Source organism: Paenibacillus sp. 10L310 (assembly GCF_056395745.1).
Window position 1 is genome coordinate 196,945 of the sequence record NZ_JBFTKC010000010.1, and the last position, 19,536, is coordinate 216,480.

Below are 19,536 nucleotides of genomic sequence, written 5' to 3' on the forward strand. Positions count from 1 at the left end.
GGAACCTCTTTCGAGCGTGCAGACAGTGATTTCAGAGCTGTTGTCGTAAGGCTGAGGCGTGATCCAGCGTTAATGGGCGGTCGAAGGACCGACAGAGCCTGTGTTTTGCGAAAAACATGGGGAATTTGGGTGGTAACACGTGAGAGCAACTCTCGTCCCATAGGGGCGGGAGTTTTTTGTGTTCTTTTTTAGTTGTTTTGGACGAAGGGATCACATGAAGCAGGAACATTTGAAGGAGGAGAAGTCATTCATGGCTGACCAAAAAACATTTTATCTGACAACCCCGATCTATTATCCGAGTGACAAATTGCATATTGGGCATGCGTATACAACTGTGGCGGGAGATGCGATGGTTCGTTACAAGCGTCTACGCGGTTACGATGCTCATTATCTGACAGGAACCGATGAACATGGCCAGAAGATTGAGCGCAAGGCACAAGAGAAAGGACAGACACCGCAAGCTTTTATCGACGATATCGTTGTGGGGATCAAGGAACTGTGGAACAAGTTGGACATTTCCAATGACGACTTTATCCGTACAACCGAAGAACGTCACAAAACCATTGTTCAGGATATCTTTGACCGTTTGCTGAAACAGGGAGATATCTACAAAGGGGAGTACGAAGGCTGGTACAGCATTCCGGATGAGACGTATTACACAGAGACTCAACTGGTGGATGTAGAGAAAAATGAGAAGGGTGAGATTATCTCGGCCAAGAGCCCGGATAGCGGACACCCGGTTGAATTGGTCAAAGAAGAATCTTACTTCTTCCGTATGAGCAAATATGCAGATCGTTTGTTGAAATATTATGAAGAGAACCCGGGCTTTATTCAGCCGGAATCCCGTAAGAACGAGATGATCAACAACTTCATCAAGCCAGGTCTTGAAGATTTGGCCGTATCGCGGACTACATTTGAATGGGGCGTCAAAGTTAAAGGCGATCCAAAACACGTGGTTTATGTGTGGATTGATGCGTTGTCCAACTATATTACAGCACTGGGCTACGGTTCATCCGATGCATCCCTGTATAACAAGTTCTGGCCTGCGGATGTACATTTGGTAGGTAAAGAAATTGTTCGTTTCCATACGATCTACTGGCCAATTATGTTGATGGCGCTGGACTTGCCTTTGCCGAAGAAAGTGTTTGCACACGGCTGGTTGTTGATGAAGGACGGCAAAATGTCCAAATCCAAAGGTAATGTCGTTGATCCAGTGACTCTGATTGACCGTTACGGTCTCGATGCACTGCGTTATTACCTGCTACGTGAAGTACCGTTTGGTTCCGATGGTACGTTTACACCGGAGAGCTTCGTAGAGCGTGTTAACTCCGACCTCGCAAACGATCTGGGTAACCTGTTGAACCGTACCGTTGCCATGGTAGACAAATATTTTGAAGGCAAAGCCCCTGCGTTTGCTTCAAATGTAACGGAATTTGATGCTTCGCTGGAAGAAGCAGGCCATGCTACAGTGGAAAAAGTGGAACAGGCGATGGAAAACCTGCAGTTTTCCGTAGCACTGACAGCGATCAGCCAGTTTGTCAGCCGCACCAACAAATATATTGATGAGACGCAGCCATGGGCGCTGGCTCGTGATGAAGCAAAACGTGATGAATTGGCATCCGTTATGGCTCATCTGATCGAAAGCTTGCGAATTGCTTCGATTCTGTTGCAACCGTTCCTGACACGTGCTCCTCATAAAATCTGGGCACAGCTCGGCATTCAGGAAGGTGAACTTACGGCTTGGGATACAGCCAAGCAATGGGGTCTGGTTCCAACTGGAAACGCATTGCAAAAAGGTGATCCAATCTTCCCGCGTTTGGATTCCGAACAGGAAATTGCTTATATCTCCGAAGCAATGACTGGTGGCCAAAAAGCAGCACAGCCTGAAGCAAGTCAAGCAGATGCTGGAGCTTCAGCACCTGTTGAACCGGTAACCGCACCTGAAGGTACGGAAGAGATCGGTATTGACGATTTTGCCAAAGTTGAACTGCGTGTCGCGCAAGTCATTGCCTGCGAACCGGTCAAAAAAGCGGATAAGTTGCTGAAATTGCAGCTCGATCTGGGTTATGAGCAGCGTCAGGTCGTATCTGGAATTGCGAAGTTCTATTCGCCAGAAGAGATGGTTGGACGCAAAGTCATCTGTGTCACGAACCTCAAACCGGTGAAACTTCGTGGTGAACTGTCTCAGGGTATGATCCTTGCAGCATCCCATGGCGACCAACTTACACTGGCAACAGTGCCGGACAATATGCCTAATGGCGCACAAGTGAAATAAGAATTGAGTTATGAAATTGATTCAAAGTCTGTCATAAAAATGACTCAAGGTGGCCCGATATAATTCGGGTCCCTTTTTTTTGTTGATATAATTCGTATCTGACGGGAAGAGAACAAGCATATACTGTTATGAACTCCGTACTTCAGGAAAGAATAAATAGGACGGGATAGCTTGACAAGTAGGTTCAGGTTACCTATAATTCTTTCAGTAATGTTTACGATTAAGAGATGCGGAGTGAATCATAATGACATTTTATAAAGTGCAACATCAAGCTCAGGATAACCGGATAGGGAATACGAGCAAAAGAGGCAACATGAAGTTGCTGTGGACGGGTTTGCTTATTCTCACTTTGCTGGTATTGTCAGCTTGTGGGCAGGATAGTTCCAATAGTGCGAAGATTGTGGAAGGCAAGGTAAACGTTGTGACGACATTTTATCCTGTGTATGCTTTTACGACTGCAATCGGTGGTGAGGATGCCAATGTTATTAACCTGCTGCCAACGGGAGTAGAGCCACATGACTGGACTCCGAAGAGTCAGGATATTGTTAATACGTCCAAGGCACAGCTGTTTCTCTATAATGGAGCTGGACTGGAAGGATGGGTGCCAAATTTCCTGAAGTCGCTGAATAGCGATACACAGGTGAAGTCTGTTGCCGTTAGCGAAGGGGTTAAACTGTTAACTGCTGAGGGTGATGATGGGCACGGTCACGGTGAAGAGCACGAAGACGAGCATGCAGATGAACATACAGATGAGGCTACCAGTGAAGATGTCGCTGATCATCATATTGATCCACATACGTGGGTTAGTCCGAAATCAGCCATGATCATGGCTGAAAACATCAAAAATAGTCTGGTCGAGGCAGACCCTGATCACAAAGCAGGTTACGAACAACGTTATGAAGAGCTTCGTACGAAGCTTGAGACGCTGGATCAGCGTTTTACAGATGAATTGGCTAACGTACCAAACAACGAGATTGTTGTCTCGCACCAAGCGTTTGGCTACCTTGCACGTGATTATGGATTAACCCAGCATGCCATTATGGGACTTTCCCCGGATGCTGAACCGACAGGACAGGATATTGTGAAGCTTGCGAAACTCGTTAAAGATGAAGGCATTAAATACATTTTCTTCGAAGAGCTGGTATCTGACAAATTGGCGAAAACACTGGCAAGTGAAGCAGGAGTGGAGACCATGGTCCTTAATCCGGTTGAGGGATTGACCAAGGAGCAGGCAACAAACGGGGATGATTATTTCACCCTCATGGAGAAAAATTTGCAAAATCTCCTGATCGCATTAAAATAAGATATAATGAAGAATTCAGATCGAAGAGTCTTTACCGTTCACGGTGAAGGCTCTTAGGACGCTATGGGATTCTTATATATAATGAAGGGCGGCTTTGCCATGCAGCAAATCATGCCACTATGTCATGATCCAATTATAGAGATCGAGAAACTATCATTTTCCTACGGGGACCAGCGAGTGATTGAGAATCTCGATTTTATGGCCCAGGAACGGGACTTTGTCGGGATTATCGGTTCCAATGGGGCGGGTAAAACGACATTGCTGCGCATGCTGGTAGGACTTCTTCCTCCTGCGCAGGGAGATATCAAACTATTCGGACAGTCGATCCGCAGGTTCAAGGACTGGGACCGAATCGGGTATGTGCCTCAAAAGAATGCATTTAACCCGTTGTTTCCTGCGACCGTTCGTGAAGTGGTCATGTCAGGCTTGTATAATAACAAAAACATGTTCCGTCGTATGTCTCGCAAATGTCAGCAACAGTGCACGGATGCGATGCAGGTCATGCGGATCGAGGATCTGGCGAACAAACGTATTGGTCAATTGTCCGGCGGACAGCAGCAGCGTGTATTTTTGGCACGAGCGCTTATCAATCACCCTGATCTGTTGATTCTGGATGAACCTACCGTAGGTATTGATGCTGAATCACAGGCCAGTTTCTTTGAACTGATTACGCATATGCATGAACATCACCGAATGACTTTTCTAATGGTGTCTCATGATATGGATCGGATGGAGAGTTATCTGGGTTCTGAAGCTGTGGTAACGAATGGCAAAATTAATTTTCATGTCCGTCATTCGCATGAGGTACAGGATTGTGCTGAGACCAATCTGCAACATACCACTGCACAGGTACGCTAGCCGTATTTATGGTCCATTAGATTAGAGTAAGGCCGAAGGAGTCGTGTTTGTTTTGGAAATATTAATGAGTGATTTTTTTCAGCGTGCCCTGGCGGGTGGATTGTTAATTGGCATTACCGCTCCGTTAATCGGACTGTTCCTGGTCTTGCGGCGGTTATCCATGATCGGAGACACCTTGTCTCATGTGACCATTGCCGGTGTTGCACTTGGATTCCTGATTGAAGTGTATCCCATTGCGGTGGGCTTGATATTTGCCGTGCTTGCTTCATTTGCGATAGAGAAATTGCGCAAAGCGTACAAGAGTTACGCCGAATTATCGATTGCCATTATCATGTCCGGTGGCGTGGCTCTTGCTTCCTTGTTCTTTACGCTGGGCAAAGGATATAATGCAGATGTCATGAGTTATTTGTTCGGCAGTATATATACATTAGACGCTACGGATCTGAAGCTCGTAGGTGTGGTTACGCTGATCGTGGTGATTGTAGTGGCATTGTTACATAAGGAATTTTTCCTGCTTAGCTTTGAGGAAGATGCGGCAGCGGTTACAGGGTTGCCTGTGAGAATTCTGAACATGTTAATCACTGTGATGACAGCACTTGTCATAAGCACGGCGATCAAGATTGTCGGTGCGCTCCTGGTGTCAGCGCTATTGACCATCCCGGTAGCGGTCAGCCTGTTGATGGCCCGAAGTTTCAAATCCGCCATTATTTTGTCCGTGGTGATTGGCGAAATTGCCGTAGTCCTTGGACTGGTTGTAGCAGGTATCTGGAACCTCGCACCTGGAGCAACGATTGTATTATTGCTGATCATGATGCTGATTCTGACGATGATTGGAAAAAAAGGGTTCCGAGCCTGACGGCTAAACGAACAAGCACGAGAGCCCGGGGAAGGGAGACATCCGCTTCATGCCTGATGTTAATGTATGGATGGCTTTTGTAGCAGGTTTGGTCTCATTTATATCACCATGTTGTCTTCCGTTGTATCCATCATACCTCTCCTACATTACAGGTATGACGGTGCAACAATTGAAGGATGACCGCAATCAGCGCGAAGTCCGCTTTAAGACAATGACGCATACGCTGGCGTTTATTTTAGGCTTCTCGGCTGTATTTTATTCGCTTGGCCTGGGTGCTGGACTGTTTGGCCAATTTTTCAATGATAACCGAGAACTGATTCGGCAATTGTCTGCTATTTTGATTATGCTTATGGGGTTGTTTTTACTTGGTGTGTTCAAGCCACAGTTTCTGATGAAGGAACGCAAGCTGGATATGAAATGGAAACCTGCAGGCTATCTGGGCTCTTTTATATTTGGTATCGGTTTCTCAGCAGGCTGGTCGCCGTGTATTGGCCCTATTCTAACAGCAATCATTGCTATGGCTGCAAGTGAGCCCACAACCTGGCTGGCGCTGATTACAGGTTATACGGCAGGGTTTGCAATCCCGTTTTTCATTTTGGCCTTTTTCATCGGTTCAACACGCTGGATCTTACGGTATTCCAATGTCATGATGAAAGTCGGGGGAGCATTAATGTTGTTCCTTGGGGTATTGCTTTTTACAGATCAGATGACGAAGATTACGATCTGGTTGCAACAGATTACACCAGACTGGATGATCATTTAAACGGATGAACTGAATTTGAATTTAAAATGCATGACAAAGCAGGCTACATGTTACCAGAGTCAATCTGGGTCATGTAACCTGCTTTTTAATCGTTTGTTAGGAATGCTTTTAACTGTATATGATTTTGGGGAATCCTGTTGTTCGTTTAGGTGAAGTAATCAATACTGGCTAGTGGGAAATGTTCGAAGATCCGTTCCGTAATGAATTCGCGCAGCGCATCTTGCTGGTCATCCTTATACACATACTTGTACTGACCCCAGCGGCCCCATTTCATTTTACGTTTCTCGATATCCATCTCCAACTTGGTTTTAGGATAACGTTTCTCAATGGTTGCTTTGGCCGTTTTGGTAAAACGGTGCTGGATCATCTCAAAGGTAAGATCCTTGGTTGCTTCCTCTGGAAGCGTATCTGCCAGCTTCTGCAACAGATCCGAGTATCCTTCTTCCCAGCCTTCATACCACATGATCGGAGCGATAATGAATCCCAGGGGATAACCGGCATGTGCAATTTTGCCAGCAGCTTCAATGCGTTCCTCAAATCTGGAGGTAGCCGGTTCAAAGTTTTTGATAACATAATCCGAATTGACACTAAACCGGATACGGGTGTGGCCGTTATGCTTAATGTTCAGCAACGGATCAACGTGATGATATTTGGTTACAAATCGCAGGCGTCCATATTCTTCTTCCGCCATAAAACGAATCAGGTCACTTAAATTCTCCGTGATATGCTCGAGTCCTACGGGATCAGATGTACAGGCAGCTTCAAATCGTGTAATTTCAGGCGCGCGTTCTTCAATGTATCCTTTGGCAGCCTGAATGATCTCCTCGGTATTGACATAGACACGGACATAAGGTTTCGCACCAAGTGTAGTTTGAAGATAACAATAATGGCAGTGCCCCATACAGCCTGTAGAGATGGGAATGGCATATTCCGCTGAAGGTTTCGACTGGTCAAACTTGAGTGTTTTGCGCACACCAACGACCAGAGTACGCTTTGCCATCCGATATTTTTCTTGTTCGGTTTCACCCGGCAAGTTTGTGATTCGGTTATGGGATGTGGTCATCTGATAAGGTATGTTTTTGGATGTCACCCATTCCATAATCCTTTTGCCTTTATCATATTCCAACGCACCGGGTTCAAAATACACCAAATCGGGAATAAAGGGTTTAGTACCTTTTGCTTTACGAACTGGCGGTGAGGCTACACTTGTACTCACGAAATCACTCCTTTCGATGCGGAACTTTGTTTAGTTTGCCTCGTTTGGGGAGAAGTCACGCCTGCCAATTACTTGTGTAACAGCGCGCTCCGAACTGTACAGGACTTGCCAATGCGTATTGATAACATGTATCATTATAAGATAGGGACCAGGCACGAATAGGGGCCGGTCAGAGAGAAAAGAGGGAAGCAGATGCCAACGCCCAGTATGGAAGATTATTTGGAGCGTATATACAAATTAATTGATGAAAAGGGCTATGCTCGTGTGTCTGATATAGCTGAAGGACTGGAAGTACATCCTTCATCGGTGACGAAGATGATCCAAAAGCTGGACAAAGACGAGTACCTGATCTATGAAAAGTACCGCGGACTGGTGCTTACGCCAAAAGGCAAAAAGATGGGCAAACGTTTGATGGAGCGCCATCATCTGCTTGAACAATTTTTGACAACGATTGGTGTTCAGGAACAAAATATCTACAATGATGTTGAAGGCATTGAACATCATCTGAGCTGGGACTCCATTACATGCATCGAGTCCTTGGTTGAATACTTCCGTCAGGATGAGAGCCGTTTGCGTGACCTCAAAAACCTTCAGGACATCATGAGTAATACGGAGTCTTAAGTTTCAGCAGTGGAATACACATGGTGCTATACAATGAATCGTATCCCGTGATCAAAGGATGCTTCTTGCCGTTTCAATGGCAGGAAGCATTTTTTTGTCTGCAATCACACCAAAATTTGGTGATTTTCGCAACTAAACGAACGGTAAGAGCGTCTATTAAACTAGTAGAATTTACCGCAAATTTATAATGATTTTGGAGGACTGCACTAATGAACGTTCGTAAAGGATTGATGTTGCTGCTCATTTTTGTACTTGGATTACAGACAGCAGGCATGACGGCACAAGCGGCCGGGCAGAAGGAAATCGCTATTTTTCTAGACGGCAACCGTTTGGAATCGGATGTATCACCCTACATCTTGCCCAAAGTAAATGTAACGATGGTGCCTCTGCGTGTTATTAGCGAAGGACTGGGTGCGTCTGTTCTATGGTCTCAAGCTACTCGTACCGTGACCATTCAGAAATCCGATTCGGTCATCTCTATGACGAGCGGACGCCAGCAGGCGACGGTGGATAACGCTGTAGTTGGTCTGGATGCATCGGTCGAATTGAAACAAGGTCGAGTCATGGTACCCATTCGATTCGTCAGTGAGAACCTGGGCATTCGAGTGAACTGGAATCAGGCTGCCCAGACCATTGATCTTTACACAGGAGACGAATCAGTCCCAACTCCTGAACCAACCCCGGTAACCCCAGCGGAGCCTGGAGGCACGGGCACTGTACCAGCTTCTGAAGAGATGCGGGGAGCCTGGATTTCCACTGTGAATGGAGACTGGCCTACATCCGGTGCCAAGGGAAATGTAGAGAAGCAAAAACAGGAGTATACGAAACAGCTAGATACGTTGCAAGGTATGGGCATTAATGCCGTATTTGTCCAAGTGAGAGCCAATGGGGATGCCATCTATCCTTCAGGTCTGGTACCTTGGAACAGCGTATTGACAGGAACACAAGGTAAAGATCCAGGTTATGATCCCCTCGCGTTTATGGTTGAGGAAGCACACAAACGGGGTCTGGAGTTCCACGCCTGGTTTAATCCGTTTAGAGCAACGAACTCAGCAAGTACATCAAACTTGGCTGCAAACCATATCTCGAAGCTTCATCCCGACTGGATTGTGAATGCATCGGGCAAAATGTACATTAACCCGGGTATCCCGGAAGCCAGACAGCATATTATCGATACGATCATGGAAGTGGTCAATCAGTATGATATTGATGGTGTACATCTGGATGATTATTTCTATCCGTCCAATGTGACTTTTAATGATGATGCAGCCTTCAAAACCTATAACACATTAAATACTAAAGACCGTGCTGAATGGCGTCGGGACAATATCAATCAGTTCGTTAAGCAGCTCGGGCAGAGCATTCATAGCGTGAAAGCTAACGTTGAATATGGAATTAGTCCATTTGGTGTATGGCGTAACAAATCTGTTGATCTGACAGGTTCTGATACCAAAGCAGGAGTAACCGCGTATGACAGCATGAATGCAGATGTGCGGACATGGATTAACCAAGAGTGGATCGACTATGTCGCTCCGCAGGTGTATTGGAGTATGACACTGAGTGTAGCCCGATATGACAAAGTCGTGGACTGGTGGGCGAATGAAGTGGCTAACACAAATGTAAAATTGTATATCGGTCACTCTCCTTATAAGTTAGGTACGCCAGAGATTGGCTGGCAGACTTCACAGGAGATCATCGATCAGCTGAATTACAACAAGAAGTATGGTTCGGTCAAGGGGGATATTTTCTTTAGTTCACAGTACTTGACGAAGAACCCTCTCGGCTTGATTGCCAAATTAAAAGCCTACTATGGTCTATAAAACATTTTAACAATATAGTGATAAGACAAACCCTTGTTCTCATAGAGTGGCAGTAGAAACGTGGCTGCCTGGAGAACGGGGGTTTTTTGTTATGTTAATTAACGCGGTGTTTGAAGGTGGAGGCGTCAAAGGGATCTCGCTTGCAGGTGCTGTGCAGGGTGCTCAAGACTGCGGCATTCAGTTTAATCGAGTGGCAGGCACATCATCCGGTTCCATTGTAGCTGCTCTGCTAGCGGCTGGTTACAGGGCCGAGGAGATGAAAGTCATTATTGAGAATACCCCCTTTGTTTCATTGCTGCGTCGTTCCCCCATATTTAATACCCGATGGATCGGACCGGCAGCAAGGCTGTTCTTGAAGAAAGGACTGTATTCGGGAGAAGCGCTGGAATCATGGATTCGCAAGATGCTGGAGCAGAAAGGGATTCGCACATTCGCTGACTTGCCACAAGGTAAGTTGCTTATTACCGCATCCGATATATCCAATGGGACCATTCTGGTGCTGCCAGACGATATTCGGCGGTTCGGCATTGACCCTGCGAAGCTGGATGTTGCAAAGGCGGTTCGTATGAGTTGCAGTATCCCGTATTTTTTCGATCCGGTAGTCATACGCAAATCACCAGTATTCTCCAAAGGACTTCCTTTTCAAGATCAGTTTGTGTATGTCGTGGATGGTGGATTGCTTAGCAATTTTCCGTTGTGGCTCTTCGATGGTGATCGTTCCGAACGAGGAGGAGACGTCATTCCCGTTGTCGGATTCAAAATGGTGGGGAAGACGGAAGTGGAACCTGCCCGGATTAAAGGACCGCTAAGCATGCTTCAGGCCCTTGTAGAGACGATGCTCACAGCACATGATGAACGCTACATCGAACAGATTAACCGGTTTCGTACAGTGAAGATACCAACGCTTGGCATTAAACCGACGCAATTTCATTTATCGTTACAGGATAGCACAGCCTTATATCGATCAGGCGCAACCGCAGGGAACGAGTTTTTCAACGGATGGAATATGAAAATGTATGATGAACAGCTGGACAAACAAAGAAAAGAATTGCGCAAGAAACAGGCAGAAGCTCCACCTCTGATTCCTGTATAAACGTGAAAAAAGCAATTCTCCGCATGTTGGAAGAATTGCTTTTTTGGTTGTTCAGTACCTTTTAGTGAAATTTCGGTATATCTTCATCGCTTTTCCCTTTTTGTCCCTGAATCACTTGGAAAGGATAATCCTTGCGTTTCTTTGAAGAGCCGCTGCTCTTTCTGGCACTGGACTGTGCATTGACTTTTGCCATGGTTCGTGCCGATGGCTTAATCTTAGGTGATTTGGTTTTGCTTGCCCAGCGACGAGGCGGATATTTGTACAGCAGGAATACGGCTCCGAACACGACCAGAGGAATAATGATCCTGGATGGACTAGCGTTTCCCAGCCAAGTCAAGACTCCAACAGCAGCTAGTGCGATGAACGTCCAAAATAAGATTGCCTGCTTGTTCATATCATTCACCCTTTCACAGGATCGAGTGTTGCAACAGGTACTTCTGACGTAGCAGAGACATTGGCAAGCTTGGCATCCAACTCACGCATGCGGTTAAACGAAGCAATGGATACTTCTACCTGTTCGTTGGTCGGCTCTTTTGTTGTCAGCAATTGCAGCCACAATCCCGGGTATCCGAGATAACGCAGTACAGGAATATCACGTACTGAATTCGTGAGCTTTAACAGTTCAAAAGAAATGCCTAGCACAACTGGCAATAACAACAGACGCTGACCCATCCGTTCCCAGAGGTTATCGTACGTGAAGAGGGAGTATAGAAACACTCCAATAATGACAGTCAACATAATGAAACTGCTTCCGCAGCGGTAGTGCAGTCGGCTGTACTTTTGCACGTTCTCCGGTGTCAGTTCTTCACCAGCTTCATGTGCGCTGATTACTTTGTGTTCCGCTCCATGATACTGGAAGAGACGTTTAATCATCGGCGTCTGTGAGATTAACCACAGATAAGCGAGTAACAGGATCAGCTTAATGCCGCCTTCCAGTAAATTATGCAAAAACTGATTGTCGAATGCATTTTTGAATAGAAAATTCTCGATAACAACAGGAAGCAATGTGAGCACAACTTTACCAAAAAGGAATGAAAGGATGGCAACGGCGGTCACACCAATGATCATGCTAAGGCTCCAGCCCGAACTTTCTTTCTCTTTTTGCTTGGCTTTCTCTTCCGGTTCCAGTTCATCATCAGCATAGGCGTCAGCAGAATAATTGAGATGTCTGCTACCTTTGACACTTGAATCTATAATGCTGACAATTCCGCGTAATAAAGGAATCCGCCGCAATTTCATGACCCAGGACTTGTCTTGCTTGGGAACTTCCAGATACGTAATTTCGCCGTCTTTTCTACGAACAGCTGTAACGTTGACATGTTTCCCACCGAACATTACGCCTTCAATGACAGCTTGCCCCCCATAGCTGACAGGCTTGGATTGTTGAGGCAAATTATTCACCTTCCTATTCTGTTCTAGGCCTTCGCGATCAAAGGCAGTTTAATAACCCTATTGTATCGAATTTTGAGACCAATTTCTAGTTTGTGAGTCAAACCTTGAAGGATGTTGTTAAGATTGTCCTGTTTTGAACATACTACCTCGTAGAATCGGAGCGGAAATTCGAGGCATAATGCGGGATTATCAACTGAATGAAGGAGAATATCGATGACAGAACGTAAGCATGAAGATACATCACAAGATGAAGGTCAACGTCCGAAAGAACGGCAGCCAAAAGACAAGGGCAGGCGCCCTACCCAGAGGCAAGGTCAAGCACACTACTATACGAAGCCATTTTCCTTTGCATTAGAGCTTGGCTTCTTTGCCGGTTTTATCTGGGGTGGGCTACATTGGCTATTCTATCTGTTGCATTTTACGATTGTACCTGTCGGATTTCTGGCCGAGCCTTTTTTCAAACATGAATATATATATACCGCAGCAGGACATTTGACAGGCTGGCTGTTTTTTATCGTCTTTTCCATCTTGGCATCCTTACTCTACACGTTCACGATTAGAAAACTAAAAGGACCGTTACCCGGCATGGTATATGGAATCGTCTGGTGGCTGATTCTCTTTATACTGGTCGGACCAAAACTGGGGATGATGAAACCTTTGAACGGTTTAACGTGGGATTCAATCATCACGGAACTCTGTTTCTTTTTGCTGTGGGGGCTGTTCATTGGTTACACGGTAGCCATGGAGTACACGGACGAACGCAAACGCGAGCCGGAGCAAGCGGGGGCATAGCGCAAAAAAGCTTCTCAATCCGGCAATGCCTGTGTTAAAATAGCAGATGGTTATTTGCAGAGAGGGTGGAGCAGCGATGAAACGAATTATTGTGATCAATGGTCCGAACCTGAACATGCTTGGTGTACGCGAACCGGGCATCTATGGAACGCTTAGTCTGAAGGATATTGAGGACAAAATTCGCAGACAGGCTGATGAAATTGGCGTCTCCATCGCTTTTTATCAATCGAACCATGAAGGGGACATCATTGACCGCATTCATGCAGCGATGGGTGAGGCAGACGGAATAATACTGAATGCCGGAGCATTTACCCATTATAGCTATGCTATACGTGATGCAATCAATGCTGTAAAAGTCCCTACAGTGGAAGTACATCTATCCAACATTCATGCACGCGAAGCGTTCAGACATCATTCAGTGATTGCAGCGGAAACAATCGGGCAGATTGCCGGATTTGGCGAAGTAAGCTATGAACTGGGATTGCTGGCTCTTGTGCGTCATCTGGACAAACAAACCTGAGCCGGGAACCCGGGAATGTGAGAGAAAGAAGGGTTACCGATGGAAAACAAACGAGTAAATAAGTTGCGTGAAGCCATGCGTGAGCATGAACTCACTGCAATGCTGATTACAAACCCGATTAACCGTCGTTATATGACGGGTTTTACAGGCTCGGCGGGATATGTGCTGATTACGGAACAGGATGCATATCTGCTGACTGATTTCCGTTATATGTCACAAGCTCCTCAACAAGCCAAAGGATTCACCGTTGTGGAGCATGGAGCCAAGCCGATGGATACAGTGCGTGAACTACTGGCATCCGCAAATATCAAAGAAGTGGGCTTCGAGCAGGATAGTGTCACATTTGGCACGCATTCCGCTTATGCTGAAGCACTTCAATCTATCGAACTGAAAGCTGTATCCGGGATCGTGGAACAACTTCGTATGTTCAAGGATGAAGATGAGATCGCGGTTATGCAGAGAGCAGCAGATCTGGCGGATGCCACGTTCAGCCACGTTTTGCAGTTTGCAAAACCAGGTATGACGGAGCGTGAAGTGGATCTGGAGATGGAGTTTTTCATGCGCAAGCATGGAGCAACGTCCTCTTCGTTTGACACCATTGTAGCATCGGGTGAACGTTCTGCTATGCCTCACGGTGTAGCGAGCAACAAGGTCATCGGACAAAATGAGTTAATTACATTTGACTTTGGTGCACTTTTGGACGGATACTGTTCAGATCTGACACGTACCATTGCAACGGGTACACCTGTGCCTGAACTGCGCAAAATTTATGACATTGTACTGGAAGCTCAGTTACATACGCTGGAGAACCTGAAACCGGGCATGACCGGACGGGAAGCAGATGCATTGGCTCGTGATATCATTGCAGGTCACGGATATGGAGATCAATTCGGACACAGCACAGGCCACGGTCTGGGTATGGAAGTTCACGAAGCTCCTCGCTTGTCCAAGCTTAGCGACGATGTATTGAAACCGGGTATGGTCGTTACCGTTGAACCGGGTATATATATTGACGGGCTTGGCGGCGTGCGTATCGAGGATGACGTAGTGATTACCGAGACGGGTATTCATATTCTCACGAAGTCGGACAAGAAGTTCACCGTAATCGGCTAAATTACAGCCACAGGGATATAAGACGATTTTTAATGTGTTATTATTTAAATTGAAAATAAGAAATTTCACCATAGCGAAGAGTGCAGAACCAATCTGAAGAAGCGAAGCGTTCGCCTTTATCACCGGATTTTCCCATTGATAATGGGATCAAAAAAATCTGGGGATAACAGCGATCGGAGGATGGTACTGCAATCGAAGTGAACGAGGTGGCCATTCTTGGGCTCATTTTACATATAACATTAACCCATCGTCTTATATCACCTACTTTTTAACCATATCAGGAGGGATTTTTTGTGATTTCAGTAAACGATTTTAAAACAGGCTTGACCGTGCAAGTAGATAACGATATCTATACCGTGCTTGATTTCCAACACGTTAAACCAGGTAAAGGCGCTGCCTTTGTACGTTCCAAATTGAAAAACCTGCGTAACGGTAACACCGTTGAAAAAACATTTCGTGCAGGCGAAACGATTGGTCGTGCCATCATCGAAAACCGTGGCGTATCCTACCTGTATGCAAGCGGTACAGAGCACACGTTCATGGATAACGAAACATATGATCAGTTCACATTGACTAGTGAACAACTGGAATGGGAATTGAACTTCCTGAAAGAAAACATGGTCGTTAAGATTGTTAGCTACCAAGGTGAAATTCTCGGAATTGACTTGCCAACAAGCGTTGAGTTGAAAGTCATCGAGACTGAGCCAAGTGTTAAAGGTAACACTGCACAAGGCGCTACCAAAAATGCAAAAGTGGAAACAGGCTTGAACGTACAGGTTCCTTTGTTCATTAACGAAGGTGACGTTCTCCTGATTGACACACGTGAAGGTAAATACTCTTCCCGTGCGTAACTTTCACGGCTTGTAAGCTAAAAAAGGTTATTAACAACCCTTTGCCATTCCTTTGGCAGAGGGTTTTTTCGAAAAAAGATTAGCCTATCAGGCGCTTTCGTAATATACTGGGTTAAAGTCATTTCTCGTAGAGAATAATGACGATGGACATTAATTATGCATACTGCACAAGGTAGGGAGTGGATTTGCGTTGTCATTGTACGTCATGAAATTTGGGGGCAGCTCGGTCGGAGATACAGAACGCATGAAGCGTGTGGCCGGACGTGTTGTAGAAAAAGCTGATGAAGGACATCGGTGTGTAGTTGTGGTTTCGGCCATGGGGGATACAACAGATGATTTGATTGATCAGGCAAAACAACTGAATAGTGATCTGCCTGCTCGTGAGATGGATATGCTCTTAACGACAGGAGAACAGATTTCGATCTCTTTGTTATCGATGGCTATTCAAGCGCTTGGACGTAAGGCAGTATCGTTTACGGGCTGGCAAGCGGGATTCCGCACAGAGCCGGTCCACGGAAAAGCACGTATTCATGATATTCAACCTGACCGTGTGAATGCAGCACTTGCCGAGGGCAACATTGTTATTGTTGCAGGTTTCCAGGGCATGACGGAAGACGGCGAGATCACAACGCTGGGTCGTGGTGGTTCGGATACAACAGCTGTAGCGCTGGCGGCAGCAATTAAGGCTGATGCGTGTGAGATCTATACGGATGTAGACGGAATATATTCTACGGACCCGCGGATCGTTAAGGTTGCGCGCAAGCTGAAGGAAATATCGTATGACGAAATGCTGGAGCTCGCTAATTTGGGAGCAGCGGTGTTGCATCCGCGTGCAGTAGAGTACGCGAAGCATTCCGGTGTACCTTTAATCGTAAGATCCAGCTTTAACCATAATGAAGGAACGGTTGTGAAGGAGGAAGCAGCAATGGAACAAGGCGTAGTGGTTAGTGGTATTGCCTATGACAAAAACGTGGCTCGCATCAGTATTCTGGGTGTGCCGGATGTACCAGGAGTTCTGGCCGAAGTATTTGGTGCGCTTGCATCCAATCAGCTGGATGTGGACATTATCGTTCAGAGCGGAGTGATGGATGGCAAAGCGGACTTCTCGTTCTCTGTGGCGCTGTCTGATCGTGAGAACGCATTACGTGTCATTGAAGGCCTTCACAGCCGCTTGCCTTACCGTGAAGTTACATCTGAGGAGAACCTCGTTAAAATCTCCATTGTTGGCGCAGGCATGGTCAGTCATCCTGGTGTAGCTGCGAAGATGTTCAAAGTCATTTCGGCTGAAGGCGTGAGTATCAAGATGGTGAGCACTTCCGAGATCAAAGTATCTTGTGTTATTGACGGAGATAAGCTGCATGACGTCATTAAGGCATTGCATACAGCATATGATCTCGACACTGCCGAGCAAGCCGTTATCGGTGGACCTCAAGATCGCAGATAAGTATCTTCAATGTATGTAAATTAGCAAAGGTGTACTGTTGCCAACGGGCAGCAGTACACCTTTTTTTGTTTTTCTCATGGCAATTCTCACATCAACTTGAACATCTTTCCCCCGCGTATGCCTCTATAAGGCTGCATGCGGTTCCCCTCCCCCATCTCGGGAACACAATCCAGCAGGTTTAATTGAGAACAATACGAAATATCATGAACTCTGCCTAACTTTTCAAGCCTCCGCCCGCTAACAGACCCCTGGACCAACTCCGGGATGCTCTCACTACGTTGGGATACCGCCTGATGAAGCACTATGCCGAGATCGTTAAGTTGGAGGGGAGAACAGGATTGACGGTGCAGTTCATCGATGATACATCCAGCACACAAGCCGTCCTCCAGAGCAAATTCATCCTGGTTCCCCGCACATAACAGCAATACATCTCGTTGAAGTTCACATAGAGCTGCTGCAACAGCCTGCACATTGAGAAATGAACCAGCGAATACATGTTTCCCCTTGGAAGCCTTGATCAAAGCTCGTGTTCCATCGGTTGTGGTTAGAATGATTGTTTTATCTGCAATGCCTGCAGTCATATATTCATAGGGGGAATTCCCCACTTCGAATCCGGTGATTTTTTTGTCAAAACGCTCCCCGCCTCGAATGCAATCTTTCACTTCCATTTGTTTGGCTTGTGGAACGGTCTCTACGGCAATCACAGCCGAAGCGTCATACGCCAGAGCCGTAACAATCGTACTGGTCGTACACAATACATCAATGACAACTGCACTTCGCCCTGCAATATCAATGGTACGTACTTCATTCACATTGCCAACGACATCAACTCGCACTCCCCACAACTCCTTTCTGGTATCTGGGGATCGGTAGTTCTGTTTTGAACCGGAATGGAACTTACCTATCTGCAATTACTATATGCATGCACATCTAGACGGGTGCCTAGAACAGAAGGTGCATCTATGGTTTCAACTCTCAACCGTATTCTGAAGAATTGATAGATTTCAGCGTCATAAATTAAATGTACAGGCATAAACTTGAGATATGAACAAGCGCCAGAAGTGTGAACCAAATGATCTCAAGGTTGGAGGAGCCTACTCATGAAGGTGAACTGGAGGGAACTTTTTCCGGAACCGATCCGAACCATTCTTGGAAGAATGCCACCCGCTCTATTGGAACAAGTGGAGGAAGTACGTATTCGTGAAGGCAGACCCCTGGAGATTAATGCAGGCAACACATACCACTTCCTGACACCTCAAGGTTGTCCGACCGGGAATCCTGAAGAAGCGTATGTTCCTCAGAAAGAAGTGACGCACAGGTTGCTGGACCTGATCAGTAACCATTCACTTTATACATTGGAAGAGGAACTGCGTAAAGGGTTCATCACCATACCTGGGGGACATCGAATCGGGCTTGCTGGACGAACGGTACTAAGCGGTGGGCGTGTCGAATACTTGCGTGACATCAACGGGTTTAACGTTCGCGTAGCCCGTGAGGTACATGGAGTGGCTGATCGTATCCTTCCTTATCTTCTCGATATGAAGAGCGGACAGGTCCTGCACACGTTGATCCTATCACCACCACAACAAGGGAAAACGACGTTGCTGCGAGATCTGGCGAGACAAATTAGTAGTGGTACAAAGCTTACAGGGGGAACTGAACTGGTTCAGGGAATACGTCCACGTCTGAAAGTGGGCATTGTGGATGAAAGGTCCGAAATCGCTGGTAGCTACAAAGGAGTACCTGGCTTCAACGTAGGTCCCCGAACAGATGTGATGGACGGTTGTCCGAAGGCTGAGGGCATGATGATGATGCTTCGCTCCATGTCGCCCGATGTCCTGATTGTGGACGAGATCGGTCGTCCGGAGGATGCCGAGGCTGTGATGGAAGCCCTGCATGCAGGAGTCTCAGTGATTGCGACTGCGCATGGCCGTGACCTATCGGAGCTGTCGGCCAGACCCGCCCTCAGAACCTTAATTACGGAGCAGATGTTTCAACGTTATGTCCAGCTGCAACGGACGAGCCGGGGCATGACCTTTCGGCTGGCTGATGGCAAAATGCGTGGGTTGCAGCAGACCGGGGCAGGAGGTGAAGCCTTTGGTTAACATGTTTGGTGCGGTAATTATTCTGTTAGCCAGCACCCTCGCCGGATTTTACAAGGCCAGACAGTATGCATTAAGACCGAGACAGTTGCGAGAACTCATTGCAGCCCTCCAGCGACTAATGACGGAGATTAACTATGGGCTCACTCCACTTCCCGATGCCATGGGCAAGATGGGAGCACAGACCAAAGAACCTGTAAAGACGTTGTTTCTTCATGCAGCTACACAGATGGAACCTCCTCATGGACTCACTGCCCGGGAAAGTCTGCAGTCAGGCGTGGATCTGGCGTGGGGAAGATCGGCCATGAAGGCTGACGAGAAGGAAGTGATGCTGCAATTAAGCTTCAGCCTTGGCACAAGTGACCGTCAGGATCAGACCAAACATATATCGTTAGCCATTCAACAACTAATGCATGAGGAATCCCGCGCCCAGGCCGATCAAATGAAATATGAACGAATGAGCCGAAGCCTCGGGATGCTTGTCGGAGCGTTAATCGTCATTCTGATCTTCTGAAAT

General features: G+C 46.5%; 19 protein-coding genes. 15 read left to right on the top strand and 4 right to left on the bottom strand.

The genetic code is table 11. The annotated features are described in order from the left end of the window. Positions 1 to 250 precede the first annotated feature (250 nt). From metG to AC1DE7_RS20925, 5 genes are all read left to right on the top strand, one after another. Positions 251 to 2,275, top strand: a complete 2,025-nt coding sequence (gene metG / locus AC1DE7_RS20905; protein WP_445255444.1) for a methionine--tRNA ligase — start codon at positions 251 to 253, stop codon at positions 2,273 to 2,275. Positions 2,276 to 2,519: 244 nt separating this feature from the next. Then, positions 2,520 to 3,578: a metal ABC transporter solute-binding protein, Zn/Mn family gene (locus AC1DE7_RS20910; RefSeq protein WP_477535096.1), complete on the top strand. Its 1,059-nt coding sequence runs from the start codon at positions 2,520 to 2,522 to the stop codon at positions 3,576 to 3,578. Positions 3,579 to 3,659: 81 nt separating this feature from the next. Next, complete coding sequence (locus tag AC1DE7_RS20915) at positions 3,660 to 4,436, top strand: metal ABC transporter ATP-binding protein (RefSeq protein WP_235193988.1); 777 nt, start codon at positions 3,660 to 3,662, stop codon at positions 4,434 to 4,436. Positions 4,437 to 4,488: 52 nt separating this feature from the next. Beyond that, positions 4,489 to 5,292, top strand: coding sequence for a metal ABC transporter permease (locus tag AC1DE7_RS20920; RefSeq protein ID WP_017687569.1), 804 nt, complete (start codon positions 4,489 to 4,491; stop codon positions 5,290 to 5,292). A gap of 49 nt (positions 5,293 to 5,341) precedes the next feature. After that, positions 5,342 to 6,055 carry a cytochrome c biogenesis CcdA family protein gene (locus tag AC1DE7_RS20925; RefSeq protein ID WP_036614418.1) on the top strand — a complete coding sequence of 238 codons (714 nt, stop codon included), beginning with the start codon at positions 5,342 to 5,344 and terminating at the stop codon, positions 6,053 to 6,055. Between the two features lie 145 nt (positions 6,056 to 6,200). On the opposite strand, the gene splB is transcribed toward AC1DE7_RS20925, so the two are convergent. Continuing rightward, positions 6,201 to 7,271 (bottom strand): spore photoproduct lyase, encoded by a 1,071-nt coding sequence (splB, locus tag AC1DE7_RS20930; protein WP_047843632.1) that lies wholly within the window; start codon positions 7,269 to 7,271, stop codon positions 6,201 to 6,203. 192 nt (positions 7,272 to 7,463) lie between these two features. On the opposite strand from splB, the gene mntR reads away from it, so the two are divergent. The 3 genes from mntR (at position 7,464) to AC1DE7_RS20945 (ending at position 10,805) form a co-directional block, all read left to right on the top strand. Next, complete coding sequence (gene mntR, locus AC1DE7_RS20935; RefSeq protein WP_101313616.1) at positions 7,464 to 7,892, top strand: transcriptional regulator MntR; 429 nt, start codon at positions 7,464 to 7,466, stop codon at positions 7,890 to 7,892. 209 nt (positions 7,893 to 8,101) lie between these two features. Then, positions 8,102 to 9,712 (top strand): family 10 glycosylhydrolase, encoded by a 1,611-nt coding sequence (locus AC1DE7_RS20940; RefSeq protein WP_127551281.1) that lies wholly within the window; start codon positions 8,102 to 8,104, stop codon positions 9,710 to 9,712. A 91-nt stretch (positions 9,713 to 9,803) separates the two neighbouring features. Continuing rightward, positions 9,804 to 10,805, top strand: coding sequence for a patatin-like phospholipase family protein (locus AC1DE7_RS20945; protein WP_036614410.1), 1,002 nt, complete (start codon positions 9,804 to 9,806; stop codon positions 10,803 to 10,805). Positions 10,806 to 10,866: 61 nt separating this feature from the next. On the opposite strand, the gene AC1DE7_RS20950 is transcribed toward AC1DE7_RS20945, so the two are convergent. Continuing rightward, positions 10,867 to 11,199 (bottom strand): hypothetical protein, encoded by a 333-nt coding sequence (locus AC1DE7_RS20950; RefSeq protein WP_036614407.1) that lies wholly within the window; start codon positions 11,197 to 11,199, stop codon positions 10,867 to 10,869. A gap of 5 nt (positions 11,200 to 11,204) precedes the next feature. Further along, positions 11,205 to 12,197 carry a DUF1385 domain-containing protein gene (locus AC1DE7_RS20955; protein WP_036674982.1) on the bottom strand — a complete coding sequence of 331 codons (993 nt, stop codon included), beginning with the start codon at positions 12,195 to 12,197 and terminating at the stop codon, positions 11,205 to 11,207. Positions 12,198 to 12,410: 213 nt separating this feature from the next. Between AC1DE7_RS20955 and AC1DE7_RS20960 the strand changes: the two genes are divergently transcribed. The 5 genes from AC1DE7_RS20960 to AC1DE7_RS20980 all read left to right on the top strand — a co-directional run bounded on the left by AC1DE7_RS20960 (position 12,411) and on the right by AC1DE7_RS20980 (position 16,917). Beyond that, a complete protein-coding gene (locus AC1DE7_RS20960) occupies positions 12,411 to 12,989 on the top strand; it encodes a YqhR family membrane protein (protein ID WP_036674985.1) in 579 nt (192 codons plus the stop codon). Between the two features lie 76 nt (positions 12,990 to 13,065). Then, a complete protein-coding gene (gene aroQ, locus AC1DE7_RS20965) occupies positions 13,066 to 13,509 on the top strand; it encodes a type II 3-dehydroquinate dehydratase (RefSeq protein ID WP_036614400.1) in 444 nt (147 codons plus the stop codon). A 39-nt stretch (positions 13,510 to 13,548) separates the two neighbouring features. Further along, positions 13,549 to 14,622 carry a M24 family metallopeptidase gene (locus tag AC1DE7_RS20970; RefSeq protein WP_076327965.1) on the top strand — a complete coding sequence of 358 codons (1,074 nt, stop codon included), beginning with the start codon at positions 13,549 to 13,551 and terminating at the stop codon, positions 14,620 to 14,622. A gap of 293 nt (positions 14,623 to 14,915) precedes the next feature. Beyond that, positions 14,916 to 15,473, top strand: a complete 558-nt coding sequence (gene efp / locus AC1DE7_RS20975; protein WP_036614394.1) for an elongation factor P — start codon at positions 14,916 to 14,918, stop codon at positions 15,471 to 15,473. A gap of 190 nt (positions 15,474 to 15,663) precedes the next feature. Further along, on the top strand, positions 15,664 to 16,917 hold the full coding sequence (locus tag AC1DE7_RS20980; RefSeq protein ID WP_047843625.1) for an aspartate kinase: 1,254 nt from the start codon (positions 15,664 to 15,666) through the stop codon (positions 16,915 to 16,917). An 86-nt stretch (positions 16,918 to 17,003) separates the two neighbouring features. Here AC1DE7_RS20980 and AC1DE7_RS20985 read toward each other — a convergent pair whose 3' ends face one another. After that, the gene (locus AC1DE7_RS20985; protein WP_076251020.1) at positions 17,004 to 17,753 is read right to left on the bottom strand and encodes a 2-phosphosulfolactate phosphatase; all 750 of its coding nucleotides are present in this window, start codon (positions 17,751 to 17,753) and stop codon (positions 17,004 to 17,006) included. A 264-nt stretch (positions 17,754 to 18,017) separates the two neighbouring features. Here AC1DE7_RS20985 and spoIIIAA point away from each other — a divergent pair, with 264 nt between their 5' ends. After that, positions 18,018 to 19,022: a stage III sporulation protein AA gene (gene spoIIIAA, locus AC1DE7_RS20990; RefSeq protein WP_477535097.1), complete on the top strand. Its 1,005-nt coding sequence runs from the start codon at positions 18,018 to 18,020 to the stop codon at positions 19,020 to 19,022. Beyond that, a complete protein-coding gene (gene spoIIIAB, locus AC1DE7_RS20995) occupies positions 19,015 to 19,533 on the top strand; it encodes a stage III sporulation protein SpoIIIAB (protein ID WP_036614389.1) in 519 nt (172 codons plus the stop codon). Before spoIIIAA ends, spoIIIAB begins: the two co-directional genes overlap by 8 nt. Positions 19,534 to 19,536: the final 3 nt, after the last annotated feature.